We start from the raw sequence: 21,459 nt of genomic DNA on the forward strand, positions 1-21,459 counted from the left end.
AAAACGGCTTCGTAATAAAATAAATTATCACAAAACAGGTTGTAACCTCAATTATCCATTCAGTTATATGCGTTAAGTTAATTTTGAATTTACTATTTCTTAAACTCAATTCCGTCTATCTTCAAATTAGAAACTTTACTTCTATCATTATTCTCCAATGAAACCAGACATCCAAAATCGAGAAGACATTGAGCTATTAGTCAATACCTTTTATCAGAAGGTTAGAGCCAATGAAGTCATCGGTTTTATATTCGATAAAGTAGCTCAAATCAACTGGGATGCTCACCTTCCTCAGATGTATGCTTTTTGGGCGAGTATGCTGCTTGGAGAAAAGTCGTTTGTTGGTAACCCAATGCGCAAACACTATGCATTGAGCAGACTTACCGACATGACAGATGTAGAATTTACCGAATGGCTCAAGTTATTTACTATCACAGTAGATGAGTTATTCGAAGGTCGCAAAGCAGAAGAAGCAAAAGATCGAGCAGGTAATATCGCGCGTATGATGCTTTATAACATCAGTAGATTTGGTTCCCAGAAATGACTTATAAATGCAAATAATACTCCTTTAAAAGCTCAACAAAATCTGCAGTATAATTCCCTTCCGCATCTTTAATCACCAGATCAGACTTCTCCAGACTACTCTCCTGTTTGGTATAGGCCATAATGGTTCTAAAAATTTTTGAGTCCGGTGAATTGAAAACAGTAAGTTCTTCTACAGGACAAAGTCCTTCTGCAATTGCAAGCTGTCTGAAACTATTTGCCTCTCTCTCAGGATAAAGAATATAGGCCCGCCCCTCCTGGCTCAAATTCAGCTTAATTGCATCGATCAAATCTTGTTGTGAAAGACTGTCATCATGACGAGCCAGATTCACATTTGCCTTTGGGGAATTAAGCGACTGTTTGAAAAAAGGTGGATTGGAAATGATTAGATCAAACTTTCCTACATTCTGAAATTCTTGAATCGTTTGCTGGTGTATTGACAGCCGCCTATTCCACGAACTTTCTTTAAAATTTTGCCGGGCTTGACTAGCAGCCTCCTCATTAATTTCTACAGCGTGAATTTCTGCTTCTGCCAATTCTTGAGCGAGCATCAAAGATAGCAAACCAGTTCCTGTTCCAATGTCCAAAACACGCTCAGCAGATATAGGTTGACGTGCCACCCATGCACCGAAAATACACCCTTCGGTAGTCACTTTCATAGCGGTCTGTCTCTGATCTATTTTAAACTGTTTGAACTGGAAAAACGTGTTTTTCTTCCTCATTTTACAATGCCCTATGTCAAACTCCACAGAAATCGTGTCGTTCACAACATTTATTTTAAATCCTGATCCAATTGCCCTTAATTGGTGGAAAGAAATTTATGTAGCTGGTTGGGTACCACCTTTAAGCATTGTGAGATTGGCTCTGCAGTGCTTGGGGTGGTATTATCTTTTAGAACATTCCTGTATCTTCCTGATTGGCTTCAAATTCATGATCAATCTTCAAATCAAAACTTTCAGCTGCCTCTACCGCTAACTCATCACATCGTTCGTTTTCCGGATGACCTGCATGCCCCTTTACCCACTGGAACTTGACATTGTGAGGCTTGCTTACTTCCAGGTAGCGCTTCCAGAGGTCAGGATTCTTTTTCCCTTTAAATCCTTTGCGCACCCATCCAGCAAGCCAGCCTTTCTCCACAGCATCCACCACATATTTGGAATCAGAGTAAACCAGAACATTCCATCCTGGTTTTTTGATAGCCTCCAATGCTTTGATCACAGCAAGCAACTCCATTCTGTTGTTGGTTGTATTTCTAAATCCTTCAGAAAGCTCTTTACGCTTTCCTTTGTAGTCTAGAATAGCTCCATATCCACCCGGTCCGGGATTTCCTTTTGCTGCTCCGTCTGTGTAAATCGTAATCATTTATTGGAATAAATAGGTTTTGAAAATCTTGATAGCGATAGACAACAAGATAATGCCAAATACTTTTCTGAATACATTGAAACCAGCCGTACCAATCTTCTTTTCCAGCCAACCGGAGGTCTTCAACACTAGATAAACGAACAATAAATTTAATAGTACTCCTACCAAAATATTTGGTGTCGCGTAAATGGCTTTTAGTGAGATCAAAGTAGTCAAAGTCCCAGCTCCCGCAATTAATGGAAAGGCCAATGGAACAATGGATGAAGAAGAAAGATCTGATTCATCGGCTTTGAAGAAGTGAATACCAAGTACCATTTCCAAACCAATAAAAAACATAATCAACCCACCAGCTATTGCGAAAGACCCAATATCGATCCCAAAAAGCTTTAAAATGCTTTCTCCAAGGAATAAAAAAAGCACCATTAACAGTCCTGAGGCTAAAGTTGCCTTCTCAGACTGAACATGTCCGGCCTTTTTACGTAAATCAATGATGATCGGGACACTACCTAGAATGTCTATTACTGAAAAAAGAATCAGTGAAACCGAAAGAATTTCTTTAAAATTGAACACTCGTCCTGAAAATTTTAACGCAAAGCTAATTGGGATGCTTGCCAAGATGAATCTTTTTTAACCAAATTGCTAAAAAATAACTCAATCTCTAATGTTTAGACTAGTAGGACTAAGTATGGGTCTATTATTGACTATTGCTGCCACAGCTCAAAGTGGTTGGAATTGGCCAGAAGACCCTGAAAAGCATGACATGGCCAAAGAAAAGCAGGCTTATTACAAACTGCTAATGACAACTGACAAATGGCAAGAATGCTGGCAGAGTGTACAGTGGTTGTATGCCAACACACCAGATCTGCACGAATCGATTTATCAGGATGGCCCTAAAATCATCGACAACTTAATAGAAAAGGGTGTATCTGACAAAAGAGCACAGGTTTTGAGAGATTCTCTTTTGTGGACGTATGACATGCGAATCAAATACTTCGGAGATGAAGCGTCTGTAATTGATCGTAAAGCCTATTCCGCTTTCAAAATGTATTACAAAGTTCCTTCCAAGTATGCATTGCTGAAAGAACTGTATGACAAACTATACAGCTTTAGCGCCAATGACATCTCAGATTTCAACTTAACGCCATATATGACTCTGGCAACTTATTATTATAAGTCGAAGCCAGATGAATTGCCAGCGACTGATGTACTCGATATTCATACCAAAATCACGTCGGTTATAGAAGAGAAAATTTCAACTGGCGGGAATAAAGATAAACTCAGCAAAGAGCAAGATAAAATTGATGCATTCCTTAGTTCATTGGGAAGCAACTTGATTAGCTGTGATTTCATTGAGGAAAATCTGGTTCCGAAATTGAAGGCCAATCCAAATGATGTGAACACGGCTAAGAAAATTTTCTCCTATTCATTAACAGCAAAGTGTTCAGATCAGCCATACTTCGTACAAGCAGGAGAAGTGTTGTTTACTACTGAACCTTCCTTCTCACTAGCTAAAGCTTTAGCTGATAAGTATTACAGATCTGATGATTACGCTAAGGCCACTGAGTATTACGGCAAAGCAAAAGATCTTACAGAGGATCCAGAGCAGAAGTTTGATGCTTACATGGGCTTAGCTTCTGTAGCATTCAAACAAGGTGACAAGAGAAGATCTCGTTCTTTGGCTTATGAAGCATTGAGCGTAAAACCTGGTTCTGCTGAAGCTTACAACTTGATAGGAAACTTGTACTTTGTAAGTTTTGAAGAATGCAAGGGTGGTGAATCTCGCGTGAAAGATCGTGGAGTATTTTTAGCTGCTTACGAAATGTATCAAAAAGCTGGGAACACGAAGCAAATGGCTGCAGCTGAAGCTCAGTTCCCGTCAATCGAGGAGATATTCAGCGAAAGCTATGAAGAAGGACAAAAACTCACTGTGGATTGTTGGATCAACGAATCGGTAACGATCAAAAGACGTAATTAATCCTTTAAAATAACTTTAAATGAGAAGAGGCCGGCTCAAAAGTATTTGAGCCGGCCTCTTTTTTATGCTTAATAGTACTTGGCAAAAAATGCCATTAACTTCTCAACCTCTTTTGTCTTTAAGGCAGGGAAGTTCGCTATTCTAAATGTTGATTTTTTCCATGGGCCATATCCACTTCCCAGGATAATTCCTCGCTCAAGTGCCTTTTCTTTGATTTTGCCGGGTGTGTTCGTAGAAAGAGCCAGTACAGTAGATGATCTTAACTTCTCATTCTCCACCAAAAAACTGATCCCCTCTGTTTTACTAAACAAATCAGTGTAAGAGTTCATGCGATTGGCAAGCTTCTCAGCAACATAATCTATTCCTTTGGAAGCCTGCTGAGTTCGGTATAGCAAGTAGATACTCAGCACATTTGGCGTATAGGATGTTTGATCTTTAGCCGCATTTTCCAGCAATCGAACCAAACTATTATATCGCTTATTCTCGCCAATACTCTCTGCCTGATGAATAGCCTTTGGCGACAAGATCATAAAGCCCATACCTGCAGGTAATCCGAGACATTTCTGCACACTCCCATACCAAATATCTGCCAACGAATAATCTAGCTGCACTCCACCAAAAGAAGAAGTCACATCTACAGCGATGAGCTTTCCTTCATTCTCAGAACGCAGCATTCTCATACTATCCATTGAAACCATTGTCGCATTAGATGTTTCATTGTGCGTCACACACAGTACATCTACATTTTCAGCGATATCTCCAGTTGGTAGTTTTTCATTTACTCCAAAGTGAGTTTTTGTTACAGCAGTCAACTCTGCTGCATAACTCGCCCATTTGTCTCCAAATGCTCCATTGAAGAAATGCTGACTTCCTTTGACTGTCAGGGATTGTGCAATGATCTCCCATGACTCTGTAGCTGAGGAAGTGAAAATGATTTCATAGTCTTCTGGAATGAGAAGCTTCGTTCGCAATTCTGCTTTCACATTGCGGTAAAGCTCCATAAACTGCTCACTACGATGGTTAATGGACATATAACCCTCCATGTAAGCTTCATAGATGTATTCAGTAATGTTAGAATATACTCTTGAAGGTCCGGGATAAAAGTTTGCTTGATTCATTATCCTTTGAAGTAATTGATCGCCAACTCATACCCTTTTAAGCCAAGGCCAGAAATAATTCCCTTTGCCTTTGCTCCTGTATATGTGTGAGTTCTAAATGCTTCTCTCGCATGAATATTGGAAATATGCACTTCTACCACAGGTACGTTGATGGCAGCAATGGCATCTGCCAGAGACACAGATGTATGTGTATACCCAGCAAGATTGACGATGATTCCATCGTATGAAAATCCTACCTCGTGCAGTTTATCAATTAAAGCCCCCTCATGATTGGATTGGAAGTACTCCAGGTCTATATCCTCGAACTTTCCATTTAAGGTCTCGAAATATTCTTCAAATTTCTGACTTCCGTAAATGTCTGTTTCGCGAGTACCTAGCAGGTTCAAGTTTGGTCCGTTGATAATGATTATCTTCATGATGGTCTGGGTAAAGGCTTGCGCCTAGATTCATTTCTCGTAAATTCGCTCCGTGAGCTGGGAAACATATATCAAGCAATATCGAAGCTATCTAAAACTGGAACGATCTCTTGCAGATAATTCCATCGATGCCTATTTGCATGATATTACGAAATTAAGACAGTTTTTCGAAATCAAAAACTTAACGTTAAGTCCTCTCAAGGTTTCGCAAAATGACTTAATCAATTTTGTAGAGTTCGTCAATGAACTGGGCATGTCCCCCTACTCTCAGGCTCGAATACTCTCCGGCATCAAATCTTTTTATAAGTTTTTGATCTACGAAGAGCTAATCGAGAAAGATCCTTCTGAATTGCTCGAATCCCCAAAAATAGGGCGCAAGCTGCCTGACACGCTCGAATTCCATGAAATAGAAAGGATCCTTGCGGAAATAGACTTATCCACGGAAGCCGGAGCTAGAAATCGTGCAATGCTAGAAACACTTTATAGCTCTGGTTTACGCGTATCCGAACTCATAGAGCTAAAAATCAGCAACATTTATGATGATGTTGGATTCCTCAGAATTATTGGTAAAGGCAACAAAGAACGATTAGTGCCGGTAGGTAAAGCCGCTCTGAAGTATATCAAAATATACAAGGATCAAGTCCGTATACATCAGGATATCAAAAAAGGACAAGAGGATTATCTATTCCTGAATTTGCGTGGTTCGAGAATTTCTAGAGTGAGCGTGTTTACAATCATCAAAGATCTGGCTCTGAAAGCTGGAGTTGTGAAAAATATTAGCCCGCATACTTTTAGGCACTCCTTTGCAACACATTTAATAGAAGGTGGTGCCGATCTCAGAGCGGTACAGGAAATGCTGGGTCATGAATCCATCACCACCACAGAAATCTATACACATCTGGATAGGGACTACCTGAAGCAGGTAATTAACGAATTTCATCCAAGAAGCTGAAGCACAGCGTGTGCTCCAGTCTCAGACAAATCCTTCAAAACGAATTATCTTAAAATTGATAACCCGATTTTAGCGCCGTTCTGATCTCCTGCATTCCTTGCTTGCGCTGAACATCCATGATTTTCTCCTGGATGATCTCATGATTCAGAAACGATTTCAGAGAGTACAATTCATTGGTTGGTAATTGACTCACTTGCTGTTTAATGGTGTCTAAAGCTGTCATAAGGACCCACAATTTGGTTATGTAATTCTACATAACTAAAGAAAGAAAGGATGTAAACATTCGAAGAATAGGTATTATCACTCGGTGAGAGGGAATATTCCTGAGTTAATCTGCAAAACGCTGATTTTCAATCAGAAGCAAATCAAGCATTAAAAGCTCTTGACCTCATTATTAAATCCTATATTTTTGCGCTGCTTCAAAACCTGATTCCATCTTCTGAATGTATCAATTAGCCAAATCATTTCTTTTTCAGATGTCGGCCGAAAAGGCACATCACTTTACAACGGGCATGCTAAAAGGGCTTTTCAAGGTTCCTTTGGTTAAGCCAATCTTCAAATCCATTTACGACTATAAGCATCCAAACCTGGAGCAAACACTATTTGGATTGAAATTTAAGAACCCAATTGGACTAGCTGCAGGTTTTGATAAGAATGCAGAACACATACATGAGTTTGAAGCGATGGGTTTTGGTTTTATAGAGATCGGGACGGTTACACCATTAGCACAGCCTGGCAATCCTAAACCTCGCTTATTCCGATTGAAAGAAGATCATGCGCTAATTAACCGCATGGGATTCAACAATGAAGGCATGGATGCCGCTTTTGACAATCTTCAAAACAGGCCAAGAAATATCATCATTGGTGGAAACATTGGCAAGAACAAGGTTACACCAAATGAAGAAGCAACCAGCGATTACCTGAAATGCTTTGAGAAATTATACCCTGTGGTAGATTACTTTGTGGTGAACGTAAGCTCTCCAAATACACCGGGATTGCGTGAGCTTCAGGAAAAAGAGCCTCTTACCAAACTATTGGTAAGCCTTCAAGCCGCTAATGAGAAGAAAACGGTAACAAAGCCTATTTTGCTGAAAATTGCACCGGATTTGACCGATTCTCAGCTAGATGATATCATAGATATCGCTACAACTATTAATTTAGATGGATTAATTGCTACCAATACCACAATAGACCGTAGTGGATTGAAAGAATCAGACAAATCACTTGAAGAAATTGGTGCTGGTGGATTGAGTGGCGCTCCGGTATTTGAGCGGTCTACTGAAGTAATTAAGTATTTAAGAAAAAGAAACAAGAACATTCCAATCATAGCTGTTGGAGGAATTATGTCTGGAGCAGATGCAGTAGCTAAGTTCCAAGCTGGTGCGAATCTGGTTCAGGTATATAGTGGCCTGGTTTACAGAGGACCAGGACTTATCAAGGAGATCAAAAAGGCAATCTTAGAAAATGCTTGATGATGGAGTCAATCTCCTTTATTTTTGTTCGTTAAGATCAACATGGCACAAAACACCTACAAGAAACAAAAGCAATCATCTTCCCGCTCTTTCAAGTTCAAGGTAGATTTTTTCAATGATCGGAAATTCCATTTGGCAATTGGTATGTTCTTACTGTTGTCATCGTTTTTCCTCATTGTATCATTCGTCTCCTATTTGATTACAGGAAAGGCCGATCAAAGTGTGGTTGAAGCAATTACGCAAACAGATATCAAAGCTTCTGGCATGGAAGTGGAAAACTGGTTTGGCACATTCGGTGCAGTAACTGCTCACTACTTTATTTTCTTGTGGTTTGGTGTTGCCGCTCTTTTAATCCCTCCATTTCTGTTTTTAGCAGGCCATCGAATAGTCTGGAGAAGACGCGTATTCTCTTTGAGCCGTTCATTCGGTTTTACCTTCTTCTACCTGCTTTGGACAAGCATTTTAATGGGTTATTTCCTAATTAGCTCCGATGAAGTATCAGAATGGGGATTCCTGAGTGGTGGTGTAGGCTTTGAATTAGCAATCATTATGGACAGCCTAATGGGCTGGGGAACGGTGCTTTTCTTAATATTCTTGTTCCTGGTCTTTAACATGTACTTCTTTGATATTACGCAGATTCCAGTGGTAGATGAAGTAGTTATGGGCTTGAGAGAACGCATGAGTTCTATTTTGGCAAAGGATGAAAAACCTGCCAGGGAAGAAGAAAGCGATGATGAGGATGAAGAAGAGGGTCAAGCTGAGCCAGAGCGTGACAATTCACTAGATTTCATCTTGAAGCAAGTAAAAGAAGAAGTAGAAAAAGAAGATTCATCTGAAGAAGAAGAGCCTGAAGAAAAGGAAGAAGACAAACCTGCTCCAAAACACAGCAATGTTCCAACTTTCGACCTGGGTGATTCTGAAGAGGATGTAGAGGAGAAAGAAGAACCTGCAGAAATCGAAGAAACTTGGACTCTGGAGAACAAACCAAAGCCAAGAAAAGCTACGCCGGCTGATGATTTAGAACTTGATATTGAGCAGCCAACCGAGAGAGATGAGCCTGTTCAGGAAAAGCCAAGATTTAGTATTCCTGTTGATATTCCGGAAGATGACGAAGTGAGAGTAGAGGAGATGGAGAATTATGACCCTACACTTGACCTTCCAAAATACCGATACCCAACTGCTGATCTTTTGATTGATTATCCGAAAAAGGACATTCAAGTATCCAAAGACGAATTAGAGCAGAATAAAGATAAGATTGTAGAGACACTGATCAACTTCAAGATTGGTATCTCAAGCATTAAAGCTACTATTGGACCAACTGTTACTCTTTATGAAATAGTTCCAGAGGCCGGTGTTAAAATCTCCAAGATCAAAAACCTGGAAGATGATATCGCCTTGAGTTTAGCAGCCCTTGGTATTCGTATTATTGCCCCGATACCAGGTAGAGGAACAATTGGTATTGAGGTTCCGAATAAAAACAAGGAGATGGTAGATGTAAAATCTGTCATCACCACGGAGCGCTTCATGAAGAGTGAGATGGATCTACCGATTGTATTAGGTAAGACCATTTCCAACGACGTTTTTGTGACTGATTTGGCTAAAATGCCTCACTTACTAATGGCTGGTGCTACTGGTCAGGGTAAGTCGGTTGGTCTCAATATGATCATTACTTCGCTTATCTATAAGAAGCACCCTTCTCAGTTGAAGTTTGTGATGGTGGATCCTAAGAAAGTGGAATTAACACTTTTCAACCACCTGGAAAGACACTTCCTGGCAAAACTTCCTGATAGTGAAGAAGCCATTATCACGGACACCAGCAAAGTGGTCAACACACTGAATTCATTGTGTATTGAAATGGATAGACGCTATGACCTGCTGAAAGATGCAGCTTGTAGAAACCTGAAAGAGTACAACAAGAAATTCATCGCTCGTAGACTGAATCCTAAAAAAGGACATAGATACTTACCTTATATAGTATTGGTCATAGATGAGTTAGCGGATTTGATGATGACTGCCGGCAAAGAAGTAGAAACTCCTATTGCTCGTTTAGCACAGCTTGCCCGTGCGATTGGTATTCACTTGATCGTAGCTACCCAGCGTCCATCGGTAAACGTAATCACCGGTATTATTAAAGCAAACTTCCCTGCACGTCTATCTTTTAGAGTAACATCTAAGATTGACTCCAGAACCATTTTAGATACGGGTGGAGCTGAGCAATTGATCGGACAAGGAGATATGTTACTTTCACTTGGCTCAGATCTAATTCGTTTGCAGTGTGCGTTCGTAGATACTCCGGAAGTAGATCGTATCTGTGAGTATGTAGGTGAGCAGCGAGGATATGACGATGCTTATCTGTTACCAGAATTTGTTGGTGACAATGAAGGATCATCAGGAGAAGTTGGAGCAGTTGACCTTTCAGAGCGTGATGCTTTGTTTGAAGATGCAGCCAAACTTATTGTGATGCATCAGCAAGGAAGCACCTCACTCATTCAGAGAAAAATGAAGCTTGGATACAACAGAGCAGGTCGTTTAATTGACCAATTGGAGGCTGCAGGGATCGTAGGACCGTTCGAAGGAAGTAAAGCTCGCGAAGTTTTAATCCCTGATGAGTACTCTTTGGAACAGTTATTGAATGAGATAGATCAGAAGTATTAACAAAACGGTGGTTTGACTTGTTAAAACACCAGAAACTTAGAAACATGAAAAAAGTAATTTTTGTATTTGCAGCAATCATCACCGCCCTGACGACCTATGCACAATACGATCCTGAAGCGCTTGCTGTATTGGATGCAATGAGCTCGAAGTATAAAAAAATACCTTCATTTCAGGCAAACTTCAGTCAGCAGATGATCAATGAGGGGGCAGGAATTGATGAAACTATTAAAGGAGAGATCGCAGTAAAAGGTGACATGTATGTCCTCAAAGTTGCTGGTCAGGAAATCTACAACAATGCAACGGATGTCTACACGTACAGTGCAGAAATCCAGGAAGTAACTGTTAGCACCTTCGATCCAGAAGAGCAAGAAATCACATTAGGCAATATCTATGACCTATATAAAGAAGGTTATAAGTATGTGCTAATGAGCACTCAAGGTAATGGCGACAGAATCATAGAGCTTAGTCCTGAGAAAAACGACAAGAGTTATCACAAGATCAGATTGGTGATTGACAAAAATGATGACTTGAAGAAATTCACGGTTTTCGAAAAAACAGGAAACCAGTACATCTACGATATCAAAAACTTTAAATCGGTGGCTTTGAGTGATGCATATTTCACATTCGACACCAGCAAATATCCAGATGTAGAAGTCATTGACTTCAGATAAAAAATAAAGGCTCGGAATTCCGAGCCTTATTTATTTGCATCTCATTCGAGACTGACTATTTGATTTTTTACAGCATACAGAACCAATCCAGCCATATTTCTAGATTGAGTCTTTCTTAGCAAATTATTTTTATGGCCGTTTACGGTTTTTTCACTGATAAATAAGCGCTCTCCTATTTCTTCAGCAGTGAGTTGCTCACACACCAACTGAAGTATCTCCACTTCTCTCTTCGTTAAATTTTCAATGACAGGCACAAAAGAGGCAGAAGAACCAATACTCCCCTTCATTTTACTTTGTATAGCCATTAATGTCCTGTGATTAATATAAGAGCCTTTAAAATGTACAGACCTAATAGCTTCCACCACTTCATTTGGGTCACTATCTTTTACCAGATACCCATGAGCGCCATGCTCAATCAACTCAGCAATAAATGCCTCCTCATCATGCACTGAAAGTATGACCACCTTCATGTCTGGATATTTTTCCAATAATTGATCCGTCACATGCACTCCATTAAATTCTTCCTGACCATTAGGAGGTAGCGACAAATCTACCAGCATCACATTTGGAACCTGAACTTCATTGGATAGCCTATCTAATACAGAAAAACCATCCGAAGATTCAAAAGTCACTTCCAAATCACCCTCCATCATGAGAATGGCTTTCATTCCTTCTCTAAATAGATGCTGATCTTCAACCAATCCTATTCGAATATTACTACTCATAGTTTCTATTTATTGGCACAGATACTTTGGCCCCAAACCCATTACCATCCATTAACTCAAAAGAACCATTAATGGCATTAGATCTCGCTAGTAAATTTTTCAATCCTAAACCTTGTGATGAATCACTTTTTGAAACCATTCCTACACCATTATCAGCATAGATTAGTTCAAGTACGTTTTTATTGAGCTTCAGGTCAATGGTTATTTCGGTTGCGTTAGCGTGTTTAATGGTATTATTAATTAACTCCATTACTATTCTATACAAGCTAACCTCAACCTCCCATTCAAGCCTTGAAAAAGTATCTGCGGCTAAAGTTACTTTGATCTGATGTGTTTCATTTAACTGATTGACCACTCCCTGCAGTGTCTTTATAAGACCAAAATTACCTAGCTGTGCAGGCATTAACTCGTGACTAATTCGGCGCATGGAAGTCAGAGCAGATTCAGTTACTGCACGAACATTTAGAATAGACGATTTGATACCATCACCCAAATCAGGATTTTGCTCTAGCTTCATGAGATGCATCCGAGATATAGACAAAGTTGCACCAAGCTCATCATGCAAGTCCTGGGCAATGCGTTTCCTTTCATTCTCCTGAACAGTCAAACTTGTCTGAAGCAATTCCTGTTGCTGTCTGTTTTTCAGTTCTTCTTCCCTCAACTTCTGCAACACCAGACTTTTTCGGAAGTATTGATTTAATAGCAATACCCCAACGGCTATCAGAAAAATGACTCCTACGACTGGAATCAAAATATTCAATACTTCTACGCCTTGGGACTCTTCCATAATCCAATAAAGAAACAACTATACATGACCATCAAGAAAAGAGAATGCATGCACCACAAATATTGATTTGTTAATGGGGAATAATATTGAATAAAAACATTTCCAAAATAAAAAACCATCAGACTCGAAAGGTAATAGACAAATATTCCAGAATTAATCCAATTCAGGCTTTTATGTAATCCTGAACGATTTTCCTTTACGATATCATTCATCAATACAATGAAGGTGAAAATACTTATAATAATCAGGAGAATGGCTTGAATGGAAAGTGCTGTAGAATTGAACGTGTATATGGTTTCGAAAGCAATAGAATTGATAACAGTAAAAATAGAAAAGCAACAAGCTATTGATAAAAGTACATTCCTTTGCAGGTATTCCTTAAGCACATGATGATAAAACCAGATCAACAGTAAAAACCCGATTAAAACATACAAATGGAGCAAAGGCAGGTTATTTTCCTTTTGATACCACAAGATTTTAGATACTATTTCAATAACCGCTGAGAACAAAATGAAGTATCCAATATGCTTCATTTCATTAACTAATCTGCGAAAAATTGCTAAAGTATAAGTTGCAGTAATCAGTACCGGTAAAAATGCGTATTCAATTATTATACCTGCCACATGCTCCATAACTGCTTAATCTAGAATTGAAATACCTCTATTAAGGACATGTCTTAGGACACGGAGCAGAAAAATCCATCACATAAGAGCCTTCAGGATCCTCCAAAGAAGAAACGCTATTAGGATCTCCCTTATATGGGCCAGATAATATCACATCTGTTCCCGCGATTCCCGAAGATAGTTTCGCATTAACAACTGGTGTCATAAAAAGTTTTATCTCTCCTTCAGCTGTCAAACCTAAATATAGACGAGCGTATTCATACTTTATAGCTTCTTGACATTGCACTTCAGGAGGCAGTCCCATTACTTCAAGTAAATCAGCTGAATGAACAGTAAATGCTTTAATTGGCTCAAGATCCGAACTGAATCCAGATACCTGTGAGAATACCTTCCGGGAAACCTGAGCAAACCTTGCAGTATCTTCCTGAAATAGGTCGTAGGAGACGGCATACAATGAAGTATCTTTCATCTGTCTAGACAATGAAACCATAGTATTGGTAGGCTCTGTTTGCTGGCAATTCATCAAACAAACCACCACAGAAAGGATTGATAATTTCGCTAAATATTTCATGTTATTTGGTTTTACACAATGCTAATCCGAATACTTCTCTTTAGCATATAATAGAATCAAAAATCAAACATAACTATTCATACACGACCATAAAACAGGTATAAATACCTGCTTTGCGAATCGGATATTTATCCTCTAATATGTTTCAAGAAACCATCCCAGCTTTGTAAAGTCTCAAATGAGTTAAAGCCTATCACCGCCTTGTTCGCATAAGATATGGGTAAAACCATTTCACAGCTTATTTGAAATAGTTCATTGATTAAGGGTTATTGTGTTCACAGATCAATGATTGGTTGGGAAACCTAAGTAGAGAAGCTGATTCATTTATGATTCAGCTTCTTTTTCTAAAATGGAATCCTAAGCCGTAAAGCAAGAAATTATGTTAATCATTTGACAGTAGCTGGTAAGTTGAATGATAATAGCCGATTCAGACGGAATCGGCTTTTTTTATGCTCAAACTTTAATACAAGGATTTATATTGGACACAAGTATTTATACCCATTTTTACAATCACTGATTTATCCTCTTACATAACGCTTCCAGGTTCCTCAACTTTGTCTCATCTGATCGGATAAGTGGACCACCGCCCCACTTTCAAAAAAAGGAACTGATCTCAGCAGACACCTGAGAGGAGTAACCCGAAAATCCATAAGAGTAGGTTAAACATTCATTAAGAATCATTATGTCTAATCCAGTAAATCAATCAATTAACCCACAAGGCGCAACAAATACTGTTGCATCCGGAACCATTTCATGTGTAACCAATGCAGGATTCACACAAAGAGCTGTCGTTACCGTAACTGACGCTGATGGAACCACAGTGGCACAAGGTACATTTCAAGGCAAGGGAGAAAATAACACTCCAGCACCGTTGATGTCTCCTGCCTCCGGAACGGTACTGTCATTTCAAAACGCAAAACTACCCATCACTCTTGCTGCTACATTTGCCTATGACCCTAATGGATCATTCGTTAATAATGCTGCAAACAAAGTATTTACTACAATTCCTTATAATGAAAATGGCATTGAGGTAGTCACTATATTATCTGAAGATTGGGTAGATAATGATTTCAATGACATGGTACTTAGATCTGTGACCATAGCCCATTAGTATCAGAAATTAACTATTAATACACAAGAGGCTGCAACATGATTGCAGCCTCTTTTATGCAAGAAAAATAGCTTAATATCATATAATGCTTAATTTCGTGTCAGCAAATCGTTAGCCTCATGACACGTCAGCAATTATTTGATAAGATCAAGCAAAAAGAATCATTCCTTTGCGTTGGACTAGACACCGACATCAACAAGATTCCTAAACACTTGCTTGACACTGAAGATCCTCTTTTCGAATTCAACAAGCAGATAATCGATGCTACTGCTCAGTACGCCGTAGCATACAAACCCAACTTAGCTTTTTACGAGGCACATGGAAGTAAGGGGTTGGCTTCTCTTGAAAAGACAATGGAGTACATCCCAAAGGATATTTTCACTATTGCTGATGCGAAGCGCGGTGATATTGGTAATACCTCCAACATGTACGCAAAGGCTTTCTTCGAAAACATGGACTTTGATTCTGTGACAGTAGCACCATATATGGGTAAGGACTCGGTAACACCTTATTTGGAATACCAAAGAAAGTGGGTGGTACTATTAGCGGCTACCTCCAATGAAGGTTCTTTTGACTTCCAGGAACTCTTGCTGGATGAAACAGGTGAGAAACTTTACGAGCGAGTGATTGCCAAAAGTGCAGAATGGAGTAATCCTAACAACATGATGTATGTGGTTGGTGCAACACGCGCAGAAACACTTATTGGCATCAGACGAATGATTCCAGATCACTTCTTGTTAATCCCTGGTGTTGGAGCTCAAGGTGGCAGCCTTGAGAAAGTATGTACTTACGGCATGAACAAGCAATGCGGCCTATTGGTCAACTCCTCCAGAGGAATCATTTATGCGGGTGATGGTGAAGATTTTGCAGAAAAAGCGGCTGCTGCAGCTAAAGAATTGCAAGTAAGCATGGCTGCCCAGCTACTTAGACATCTGTAACTATTTCATATTTCCATATCTAACCGTATCTTAGGAAATCTTCTCCACCGCTATGGATGAATATTTTCTACAATACATCTGGAATTTTCAAAAGTTCAACTCCAATGAGTTGAGTCTGACGAACGGCTCTGTTATGAACGTTTTCGTTCCCGGATATCAAAATTCTGATTCAGGCCCAGACTTCAAGGAAGCCAAAATCAAGATTGATGACTTGACATGGTCTGGATCCGTTGAAGTGCATTTCAAATCCTCGGACTGGTATAAACATAATCATCAGGAAGATCGGGCTTACGAAAATGTGATCCTACATGTGGTATGGAAACATGATCAGGAAGTACTGATCAATGGGAATCCCATCCCTACATTGGAATTAATGTCCTATGTATTGGAAAATGTAGAACTTGCCTACAAGCATTATATCAATCAGCCATCAACCATACGCTGTAGTGATCAGATCGGTGAAATAGCCGAACTTCAAATCATCTCAATGATTGATAAGGCATTGAGTGATCGACTTAAAGTTAAAAGCAAGGCAATTCTGGAAATGCTTGATCAAAATAATGGTGATTGGGAAGAAACAGCATATCAACTCTTATTGAAAAATTTCGGATTCAAAATCAATCAAGAGGCTTTTCAAACGCTTTCTAAAAGTCTACCCTACTCCGTCATTAAGAAATACAAAAACAAACCAATTGCTATTGAATCACTACTTTTTGGCATGTCTGGTTTTCTTGAGTCGCCTACAGATGAATATTCCAATTCCTTATTGACCGAGTTTGATTATTTAAAATCGAAACACAATCTGATTCCGATCTTAAAAAAACATCATTGGAATAGATCACGGATGCGTCCAGCGAATTTCCCAACAGTGAGATTAGCACAACTCTCCAGTTTACTTACCAATAAATCCCAACTATTTGCGCAGCTGATAGAATTGAGTGATCATAAAAATGCCATTTCATTTTTCCAGAATTCGTTATCTACCTATTGGGAAGAACATTATGACTTTAGTAAACCAACTAAGAAACCACACCCAATTGGAGCGTCCGCGATTGATAATTTAATCATCAATACGGTAGTGCCTTTAATAGCAGCTTATGGCAAATACATTGATGAAGTCAGGTATTTGGATCAGGCCCAGGCCATCCTGGAAAAGATCAAGCCAGAGAAGAATCACATTATTGATAAATGGAAAGATGCTGGAGTAAAATGTAGTAACAGTTACGAATCTCAAGCCCTGATTCACCAGTACAATCACTGGTGCAAGGAAAAGAAATGTCTACAGTGCAACATAGGTATTTCAATCCTTAGCCCTAAATTGGCACCATGATTTGGACGGCACTCAACATTATCCTCATAATAGCACTTGCACTTAGTTTTCAACCCGAAGAGGGACCAACCAAACACTATTGGTTCGGCCTCTTAGCTAAGTTTGCTGCTTCCATTGCTTTTGGTTTGTATTATTTCACTTATCTGCAATCAGGAGACACAGTAGCATTCCATGAAAAAGCGTTTGAGCTATTTCAGCTTTCCGAACAATCGTTCAATCAATACATTAGCTACCTCTTTACTGGCCACCATCCAGTGTATATGGCCGAAGGTCGTAATGACTTCTTTGTGAAAATTTTAAGCATTCCATACGTCGCCACTCAAGGAAATTATTGGATCAGTGCATTATATCTTGCTTTCTTTTCATTTCTGTGTAGTTGGTTCCTTTTCAGATCGGTTGTTGGACATTACCCAAAATTATTGATTCCAGCCTTCATCGCTTTCTTGCTTTGGCCAACAAGTTTATTCTGGTCATCCGGAGCCATGAAAGACACATTAGTCAATGGAAGTGTATTCTTTCTTGCTGCAGTTTGCATTCGATACAAGTTCGGGTTCAGTTTTAGGTTTTCACAAGTCACCGTAGCCATTTTGTGCTTAGCCATGCTTTTCTACATGAAGTTTTATCTAGCAGCATTAATGGGCATTTCAATGGGTTTATTAGCTTGGGACAAGCTTGCTTCCACTTTCATTGAGAAAAAATCTATTCGAATGATATCCGGTATAGCAGCACTCGTTATTCTTATTGCTCTCACAAGTCAGCTCAACTGGAACATGAACCTGGATAAACTTCCAGGAGCCATTACAGAAAATTACGAGCGGATGAAAAACCTCTCTGAGGACAATGAAATTATCCAATTTGATTTGGATGGCACTTATTCGTCTTTGATAAAAAACATTCCTCATTCACTATACACTGGATTATTTAGGCCTGCCATTTGGCAAACCAACTCCTGGATGATCTTTTTTGGACTGGAATCACTATTTATTTATTTGTTGGTGATTCAAAACGGGATCTTCTTCAAACAGATCAGTATTAACCAACTCGGGACATTAGCATTGTTTTTCTGTATTGCCTTAGCCACATTACTACCTATGGCCTCCCCTAACCTTGGATCACTGGTTAGATACAAATCAGCTTTTATGCCATTTTTAATGTTCCTACTACTCGTAGCACCATATCAGGGATTATTCCTAAAAAAGAAAGAAAGTAACTAACTTTGCGGCCTGATTTAGAATGAGATATGGACAAACCAGTAATAATCTTCGGAGGGAAAGGAATTGCTAAAGCAGCATTAGAGATTTTCAAGAGCAACAGAATCGTTGTTTACGGATTTTTGGATGATGATGCTACCATTCATGGTACAGAGATAGATGATGTTACTGTTTTAGGTAAAACAGACGATCACGGATTCATTAAATTAATTGGTCAAAAAACGGAGGCTTTCGTTGCGACTGATGACAATGCTTTGAGAAAGAAGCAGGTAAAAATGTTGATGGATTCCAGAAAAGTCATGCCTACCAATGCAGTTCATCAGGAAGCATACATTTCCGAATCTGCCTCTATCGGTCATGGAAACTTTATCAATGCGAAAGCAACGATTGGATCTGATTCCAAAATTGGACAGCACTGCATTATCAACTCAGCTGCCATATTGGAATACAATGTAAAGGTTGGTGATTTTGTACAGATTGGTGCAGGATCAGTGATCAATGCTGGAGTGGAGATCGCTAATGAAGCATTCATAGGTAGTGGCGTTACTATCATTGCTGGAGTGAAGATTGGTAAAAAAGCACGAATAGGTGCAGGATCAGTGGTAATTGCTGATGTTAAAGATGGGGAAACCGTTTTTGGCAATCCAGCAATGAAAGTCGAGAAGTAATTTTCGATTTAGCGAAAGAATAAATCAAGGTCGTTCATTATATTACGACTCATTAATTATAATTTTTAATTCACAACACCCTGCTGGAAACAGGGCATAGGTTATGAAAGAAGATTATCTAGTATTACTTTATTATTGTTATTCAAGGATCGAGGATCCTGAAACATTTCGTGAGCAGCATCACCTAAGATGCCTTGAGCTCAACCTAAAAGGAAGAATCATCATTGCAGAAGAAGGGCTAAATGGCACTGTATCTGGTCTAAGAGCCGATTGTGAGCAGTATATGGCTGATGTAAAAGCTGATCCCCGCTTTGCAGATATCGAATTCAAAGTGGACGAAGTTCCTGATCATTGTTTCTCCAAACTTCATGTAAGAGTGAAGCCTGAAATAGTGCACGCGAGTCTTCACCAGATTGACCCACGCAAAAGAACTGGTGGCTATGTAGAGCCAGAGGAATTCAGACAGATTTTGAGAGATCAACCTGAAGACACAGTGATTCTTGACGTGCGTTCAAATTACGAACACAATGTTGGTAAATTCAAAAACGCCATCACTCTTGACATTGAAAACTTCAGAGATTTCCCTGAAAAAGTAAAAGAACTAGATCACCTAAAAGGTAAAAAAGTCATCACTTACTGTACTGGAGGAATCAAGTGCGAAAAAGCAAGTGCTTACTTGTTGGATCAAGGGTTTGAAGATGTTCATCAGCTTCATGGAGGCATCATCAAATATGGCCTGGAAGCAGAAGGTGAGGACTTTGAAGGCAAGTGCTATGTATTTGACAATCGAATAGTAAAAGACCTGAACACGGTTAATCCTACAACCATCTCTAAGTGCTATGTTACAGGACAGCCATCTGACCGTATGGTCAACTGTGCGAATCCTCATTGCAACAAGCACATACCAATGAGTGAAGAAGGCGCCAACAAATACAACGGCTGTTGCTCGGAAGAATGCTCTAAGCATCCTGATGTACGTCCTTATGACGGATCTGGATATTACCAGAAAGAAATGAATGGCTACAATCCTTACAGGGGAGTGAAGCGAAAGAAAGAAACAGCAGAATAAATTAGATAAGACACTCCTATGTCCAAAATATCAGAAACTGATCTTATAATAAACCCGGATGGGAGTGTCTACCACCTTAACCTAAAACCTGAACACGTTTCAGAAAAAATAATTACGGTAGGTGACCCTAGTAGAGTTCATAGAATCTCAAGTCATTTTGACAATGTCGATTTTGAGATGAACAAGCGTGAGTTCATCACTCACACTGGCATGTATAAAGGCAAACGTCTTACGGTGATCAGCACTGGTATGGGAACAGACAATGTTGAGATTCTCATGAATGAGCTTGATGCGCTTTTCAACATCGATCTGAAAACGAGAGAAATCAAAAAAGAGCATACTACGCTCAGAATTGTGCGTGTTGGAACCTCCGGAAGTATTCAGGAAGATATTCGACTAGGAAGCCATGTAATGAGTGAATATGGAATAGGAATGGATCCAATGATGCATTTCTATCAATTTGAGATGGGCGAGTTTGAAAAAGGTGTGGCCACGGCCCTTCAAGAATCATTGGACTTCCCCTACTCTCCTTACATCATTCGTGGTTCTGATGAGCTCATCGAGTTGTTCAAAGATGTGACCATCGCAGGAAACACATTGACATGTCATGGTTTTTATGGACCACAAGGCAGGACCCTAAGAATACCTATTAGATATCCGGATCTGATAGAAAAGCTTAACTATTTCCATCACAATGATTTTTGGATCACCAATATGGAAATGGAAACTGCTGGATACTATGGACTAGCAAGAGCACTTGGTCATGAAATGATCAGCCTCAATGCCATCCTGGCCAATCGAGTAAAGAACAGATTCTCCAAGGACCCAAACAAAGTGATTGACTCACTCATTGTCAAGGTCCTCGATAGAATTTAAGGTTTAAGCCTCTTTATTTTCTTTAAAAACGGATTCTACAGCTTTTTTTAGTTCACCTAATGCCGCTGCCAGATGATTTTTGGCCTCTACCCATTTATCCCCATTTTTCTCTTTGTAATCGTTGAAGTCCTCTTCTATTTTCTCTTTTTTCGACTTCAACTCCTGAATTTTCACTTCCACTTCATCACGAACTTCCTTACTTGCACCTTTTGCTTCGACGATAAGTTGATCTATTTTCTTACCTAATTCTGCAAGTATTCCTTCTACTTGACCTTTTGTATCATTTGTCATGTTATTCCGTTCTGGTTTGGAAGGAAATTAAATATTTGGTGCTTGAATTCCAACGAACTACGAATACATTCGTATCTTAAGTACTCTAACTAAAC

Annotated in this window: 23 protein-coding genes; 13 read left to right on the forward strand and 10 right to left on the reverse strand. The window is 39.4% G+C overall.

From position 1 onward, the window contains the following. The first annotated feature begins 157 nt into the window (after positions 1-157). Positions 158-544, forward strand: coding sequence for a group III truncated hemoglobin (locus tag NXS00_RS08660; protein WP_258098768.1), 387 nt, complete (start codon positions 158-160; stop codon positions 542-544). A 1-nt stretch (position 545) separates the two neighbouring features. Here NXS00_RS08660 and NXS00_RS08665 read toward each other — a convergent pair whose 3' ends face one another. From NXS00_RS08665 to NXS00_RS08675, 3 genes are all read right to left on the reverse strand, one after another. After that, positions 546-1,310 (reverse strand): tRNA1(Val) (adenine(37)-N6)-methyltransferase, encoded by a 765-nt coding sequence (locus NXS00_RS08665; RefSeq protein ID WP_258098769.1) that lies wholly within the window; start codon positions 1,308-1,310, stop codon positions 546-548. A 124-nt stretch (positions 1,311-1,434) separates the two neighbouring features. Beyond that, on the reverse strand, positions 1,435-1,905 hold the full coding sequence (gene rnhA / locus NXS00_RS08670) for a ribonuclease HI (protein ID WP_258098770.1): 471 nt from the start codon (positions 1,903-1,905) through the stop codon (positions 1,435-1,437). Continuing rightward, positions 1,906-2,475, reverse strand: coding sequence for a MarC family protein (locus NXS00_RS08675; RefSeq protein ID WP_258098916.1), 570 nt, complete (start codon positions 2,473-2,475; stop codon positions 1,906-1,908). 91 nt (positions 2,476-2,566) lie between these two features. Here NXS00_RS08675 and NXS00_RS08680 point away from each other — a divergent pair, with 91 nt between their 5' ends. Next, entirely contained in the window at positions 2,567-3,880 is a 1,314-nt protein-coding gene (locus tag NXS00_RS08680; protein ID WP_258098772.1) for a tetratricopeptide repeat protein, read from the forward strand. Between the two features lie 68 nt (positions 3,881-3,948). Here the strand turns inward: NXS00_RS08680 and NXS00_RS08685 are convergent, their stop codons facing one another. Continuing rightward, a complete protein-coding gene (locus tag NXS00_RS08685) occupies positions 3,949-4,998 on the reverse strand; it encodes an aminotransferase class V-fold PLP-dependent enzyme (RefSeq protein WP_258098773.1) in 1,050 nt (349 codons plus the stop codon). Continuing rightward, the gene (aroQ, locus tag NXS00_RS08690) at positions 4,998-5,414 is read right to left on the reverse strand and encodes a type II 3-dehydroquinate dehydratase (RefSeq protein WP_258098774.1); all 417 of its coding nucleotides are present in this window, start codon (positions 5,412-5,414) and stop codon (positions 4,998-5,000) included. The genes NXS00_RS08685 and aroQ overlap by 1 nt, the downstream gene beginning before the upstream one ends. Positions 5,415-5,466: 52 nt before the next feature. On the opposite strand from aroQ, the gene xerD reads away from it, so the two are divergent. Then, entirely contained in the window at positions 5,467-6,366 is a 900-nt protein-coding gene (gene xerD, locus NXS00_RS08695) for a site-specific tyrosine recombinase XerD (RefSeq protein ID WP_258098775.1), read from the forward strand. Between the two features lie 49 nt (positions 6,367-6,415). On the opposite strand, the gene NXS00_RS08700 is transcribed toward xerD, so the two are convergent. Continuing rightward, the gene (locus NXS00_RS08700; protein ID WP_258098776.1) at positions 6,416-6,589 is read right to left on the reverse strand and encodes a hypothetical protein; all 174 of its coding nucleotides are present in this window, start codon (positions 6,587-6,589) and stop codon (positions 6,416-6,418) included. A 220-nt stretch (positions 6,590-6,809) separates the two neighbouring features. Between NXS00_RS08700 and NXS00_RS08705 the strand changes: the two genes are divergently transcribed. Genes NXS00_RS08705 through lolA1 form a run of 3 tightly spaced genes read left to right on the forward strand, consistent with a single transcriptional unit; the run spans position 6,810 to position 11,164 of the window. After that, entirely contained in the window at positions 6,810-7,838 is a 1,029-nt protein-coding gene (locus NXS00_RS08705) for a quinone-dependent dihydroorotate dehydrogenase (RefSeq protein ID WP_258098777.1), read from the forward strand. 42 nt (positions 7,839-7,880) lie between these two features. Then, positions 7,881-10,493: an FtsK/SpoIIIE family DNA translocase gene (locus NXS00_RS08710; protein ID WP_258098778.1), complete on the forward strand. Its 2,613-nt coding sequence runs from the start codon at positions 7,881-7,883 to the stop codon at positions 10,491-10,493. Positions 10,494-10,537: 44 nt separating this feature from the next. After that, complete coding sequence (lolA1, locus tag NXS00_RS08715) at positions 10,538-11,164, forward strand: outer membrane lipoprotein periplasmic chaperone LolA1 (protein WP_258098779.1); 627 nt, start codon at positions 10,538-10,540, stop codon at positions 11,162-11,164. A 41-nt stretch (positions 11,165-11,205) separates the two neighbouring features. Here the strand turns inward: lolA1 and NXS00_RS08720 are convergent, their stop codons facing one another. From NXS00_RS08720 to NXS00_RS08730, 3 genes are all read right to left on the reverse strand, one after another. Next, positions 11,206-11,889 carry a response regulator transcription factor gene (locus NXS00_RS08720; RefSeq protein WP_258098780.1) on the reverse strand — a complete coding sequence of 228 codons (684 nt, stop codon included), beginning with the start codon at positions 11,887-11,889 and terminating at the stop codon, positions 11,206-11,208. Beyond that, positions 11,882-12,676, reverse strand: a complete 795-nt coding sequence (locus NXS00_RS08725) for a sensor histidine kinase (RefSeq protein ID WP_258098781.1) — start codon at positions 12,674-12,676, stop codon at positions 11,882-11,884. The genes NXS00_RS08720 and NXS00_RS08725 overlap by 8 nt, the downstream gene beginning before the upstream one ends. A 663-nt stretch (positions 12,677-13,339) precedes the next feature. Beyond that, positions 13,340-13,870, reverse strand: coding sequence for a hypothetical protein (locus NXS00_RS08730; RefSeq protein WP_258098782.1), 531 nt, complete (start codon positions 13,868-13,870; stop codon positions 13,340-13,342). Between the two features lie 682 nt (positions 13,871-14,552). On the opposite strand from NXS00_RS08730, the gene NXS00_RS08735 reads away from it, so the two are divergent. The 7 genes from NXS00_RS08735 to NXS00_RS08765 all read left to right on the forward strand — a co-directional run bounded on the left by NXS00_RS08735 (position 14,553) and on the right by NXS00_RS08765 (position 21,073). After that, positions 14,553-14,981, forward strand: a complete 429-nt coding sequence (locus NXS00_RS08735) for a fucose-binding lectin II (RefSeq protein ID WP_258098783.1) — start codon at positions 14,553-14,555, stop codon at positions 14,979-14,981. Between the two features lie 119 nt (positions 14,982-15,100). Continuing rightward, positions 15,101-15,919, forward strand: coding sequence for an orotidine-5'-phosphate decarboxylase (gene pyrF, locus NXS00_RS08740; protein ID WP_258098784.1), 819 nt, complete (start codon positions 15,101-15,103; stop codon positions 15,917-15,919). Positions 15,920-15,971: 52 nt separating this feature from the next. After that, positions 15,972-17,249: a DUF2851 family protein gene (locus tag NXS00_RS08745; protein WP_258098785.1), complete on the forward strand. Its 1,278-nt coding sequence runs from the start codon at positions 15,972-15,974 to the stop codon at positions 17,247-17,249. After that, positions 17,246-18,463, forward strand: coding sequence for a hypothetical protein (locus NXS00_RS08750; protein ID WP_258098786.1), 1,218 nt, complete (start codon positions 17,246-17,248; stop codon positions 18,461-18,463). Before NXS00_RS08745 ends, NXS00_RS08750 begins: the two co-directional genes overlap by 4 nt. Before the next feature lie 26 nt (positions 18,464-18,489). Then, the gene (locus tag NXS00_RS08755; RefSeq protein WP_258098787.1) at positions 18,490-19,128 is read left to right on the forward strand and encodes an acetyltransferase; all 639 of its coding nucleotides are present in this window, start codon (positions 18,490-18,492) and stop codon (positions 19,126-19,128) included. Between the two features lie 103 nt (positions 19,129-19,231). Beyond that, positions 19,232-20,197, forward strand: a complete 966-nt coding sequence (gene trhO, locus NXS00_RS08760; RefSeq protein ID WP_258098788.1) for an oxygen-dependent tRNA uridine(34) hydroxylase TrhO — start codon at positions 19,232-19,234, stop codon at positions 20,195-20,197. A gap of 18 nt (positions 20,198-20,215) precedes the next feature. Continuing rightward, entirely contained in the window at positions 20,216-21,073 is an 858-nt protein-coding gene (locus NXS00_RS08765) for a nucleoside phosphorylase (RefSeq protein WP_258098789.1), read from the forward strand. 3 nt (positions 21,074-21,076) lie between these two features. Here the strand turns inward: NXS00_RS08765 and NXS00_RS08770 are convergent, their stop codons facing one another. Continuing rightward, positions 21,077-21,364 carry a sll1863 family stress response protein gene (locus tag NXS00_RS08770; protein ID WP_258098790.1) on the reverse strand — a complete coding sequence of 96 codons (288 nt, stop codon included), beginning with the start codon at positions 21,362-21,364 and terminating at the stop codon, positions 21,077-21,079. Positions 21,365-21,459 lie beyond the last annotated feature (95 nt).

The organism is Marinoscillum pacificum (assembly GCF_024714495.1).
GTDB classification, from domain to species: Bacteria; Bacteroidota; Bacteroidia; order Cytophagales; family Cyclobacteriaceae; genus Marinoscillum; species Marinoscillum pacificum.

Coding starts and splice junctions, on each gene's coding strand:
- NXS00_RS08720 (WP_258098780.1), bottom strand. CDS start 11,889: ATGAGTAGTAATATTCGAATAGGATTGGTTGAAGATCAGCATCTATTT.
- NXS00_RS08735 (WP_258098783.1), top strand. CDS start 14,553: ATGTCTAATCCAGTAAATCAATCAATTAACCCACAAGGCGCAACAAAT.
- NXS00_RS08705 (WP_258098777.1), top strand. CDS start 6,810: ATGTATCAATTAGCCAAATCATTTCTTTTTCAGATGTCGGCCGAAAAG.
- pyrF (WP_258098784.1), top strand. CDS start 15,101: ATGACACGTCAGCAATTATTTGATAAGATCAAGCAAAAAGAATCATTC.
- NXS00_RS08765 (WP_258098789.1), top strand. CDS start 20,216: ATGTCCAAAATATCAGAAACTGATCTTATAATAAACCCGGATGGGAGT.
- NXS00_RS08680 (WP_258098772.1), top strand. CDS start 2,567: ATGTTTAGACTAGTAGGACTAAGTATGGGTCTATTATTGACTATTGCT.
- rnhA (WP_258098770.1), bottom strand. CDS start 1,905: ATGATTACGATTTACACAGACGGAGCAGCAAAAGGAAATCCCGGACCG.
- NXS00_RS08700 (WP_258098776.1), bottom strand. CDS start 6,589: ATGACAGCTTTAGACACCATTAAACAGCAAGTGAGTCAATTACCAACC.
- NXS00_RS08685 (WP_258098773.1), bottom strand. CDS start 4,998: ATGAATCAAGCAAACTTTTATCCCGGACCTTCAAGAGTATATTCTAAC.
- NXS00_RS08725 (WP_258098781.1), bottom strand. CDS start 12,676: ATGGAAGAGTCCCAAGGCGTAGAAGTATTGAATATTTTGATTCCAGTC.
- NXS00_RS08770 (WP_258098790.1), bottom strand. CDS start 21,364: ATGACAAATGATACAAAAGGTCAAGTAGAAGGAATACTTGCAGAATTA.
- NXS00_RS08660 (WP_258098768.1), top strand. CDS start 158: ATGAAACCAGACATCCAAAATCGAGAAGACATTGAGCTATTAGTCAAT.
- NXS00_RS08730 (WP_258098782.1), bottom strand. CDS start 13,870: ATGAAATATTTAGCGAAATTATCAATCCTTTCTGTGGTGGTTTGTTTG.
- lolA1 (WP_258098779.1), top strand. CDS start 10,538: ATGAAAAAAGTAATTTTTGTATTTGCAGCAATCATCACCGCCCTGACG.
- NXS00_RS08710 (WP_258098778.1), top strand. CDS start 7,881: ATGGCACAAAACACCTACAAGAAACAAAAGCAATCATCTTCCCGCTCT.
- NXS00_RS08750 (WP_258098786.1), top strand. CDS start 17,246: ATGATTTGGACGGCACTCAACATTATCCTCATAATAGCACTTGCACTT.
- trhO (WP_258098788.1), top strand. CDS start 19,232: ATGAAAGAAGATTATCTAGTATTACTTTATTATTGTTATTCAAGGATC.
- NXS00_RS08755 (WP_258098787.1), top strand. CDS start 18,490: ATGGACAAACCAGTAATAATCTTCGGAGGGAAAGGAATTGCTAAAGCA.
- NXS00_RS08745 (WP_258098785.1), top strand. CDS start 15,972: ATGGATGAATATTTTCTACAATACATCTGGAATTTTCAAAAGTTCAAC.
- aroQ (WP_258098774.1), bottom strand. CDS start 5,414: ATGAAGATAATCATTATCAACGGACCAAACTTGAACCTGCTAGGTACT.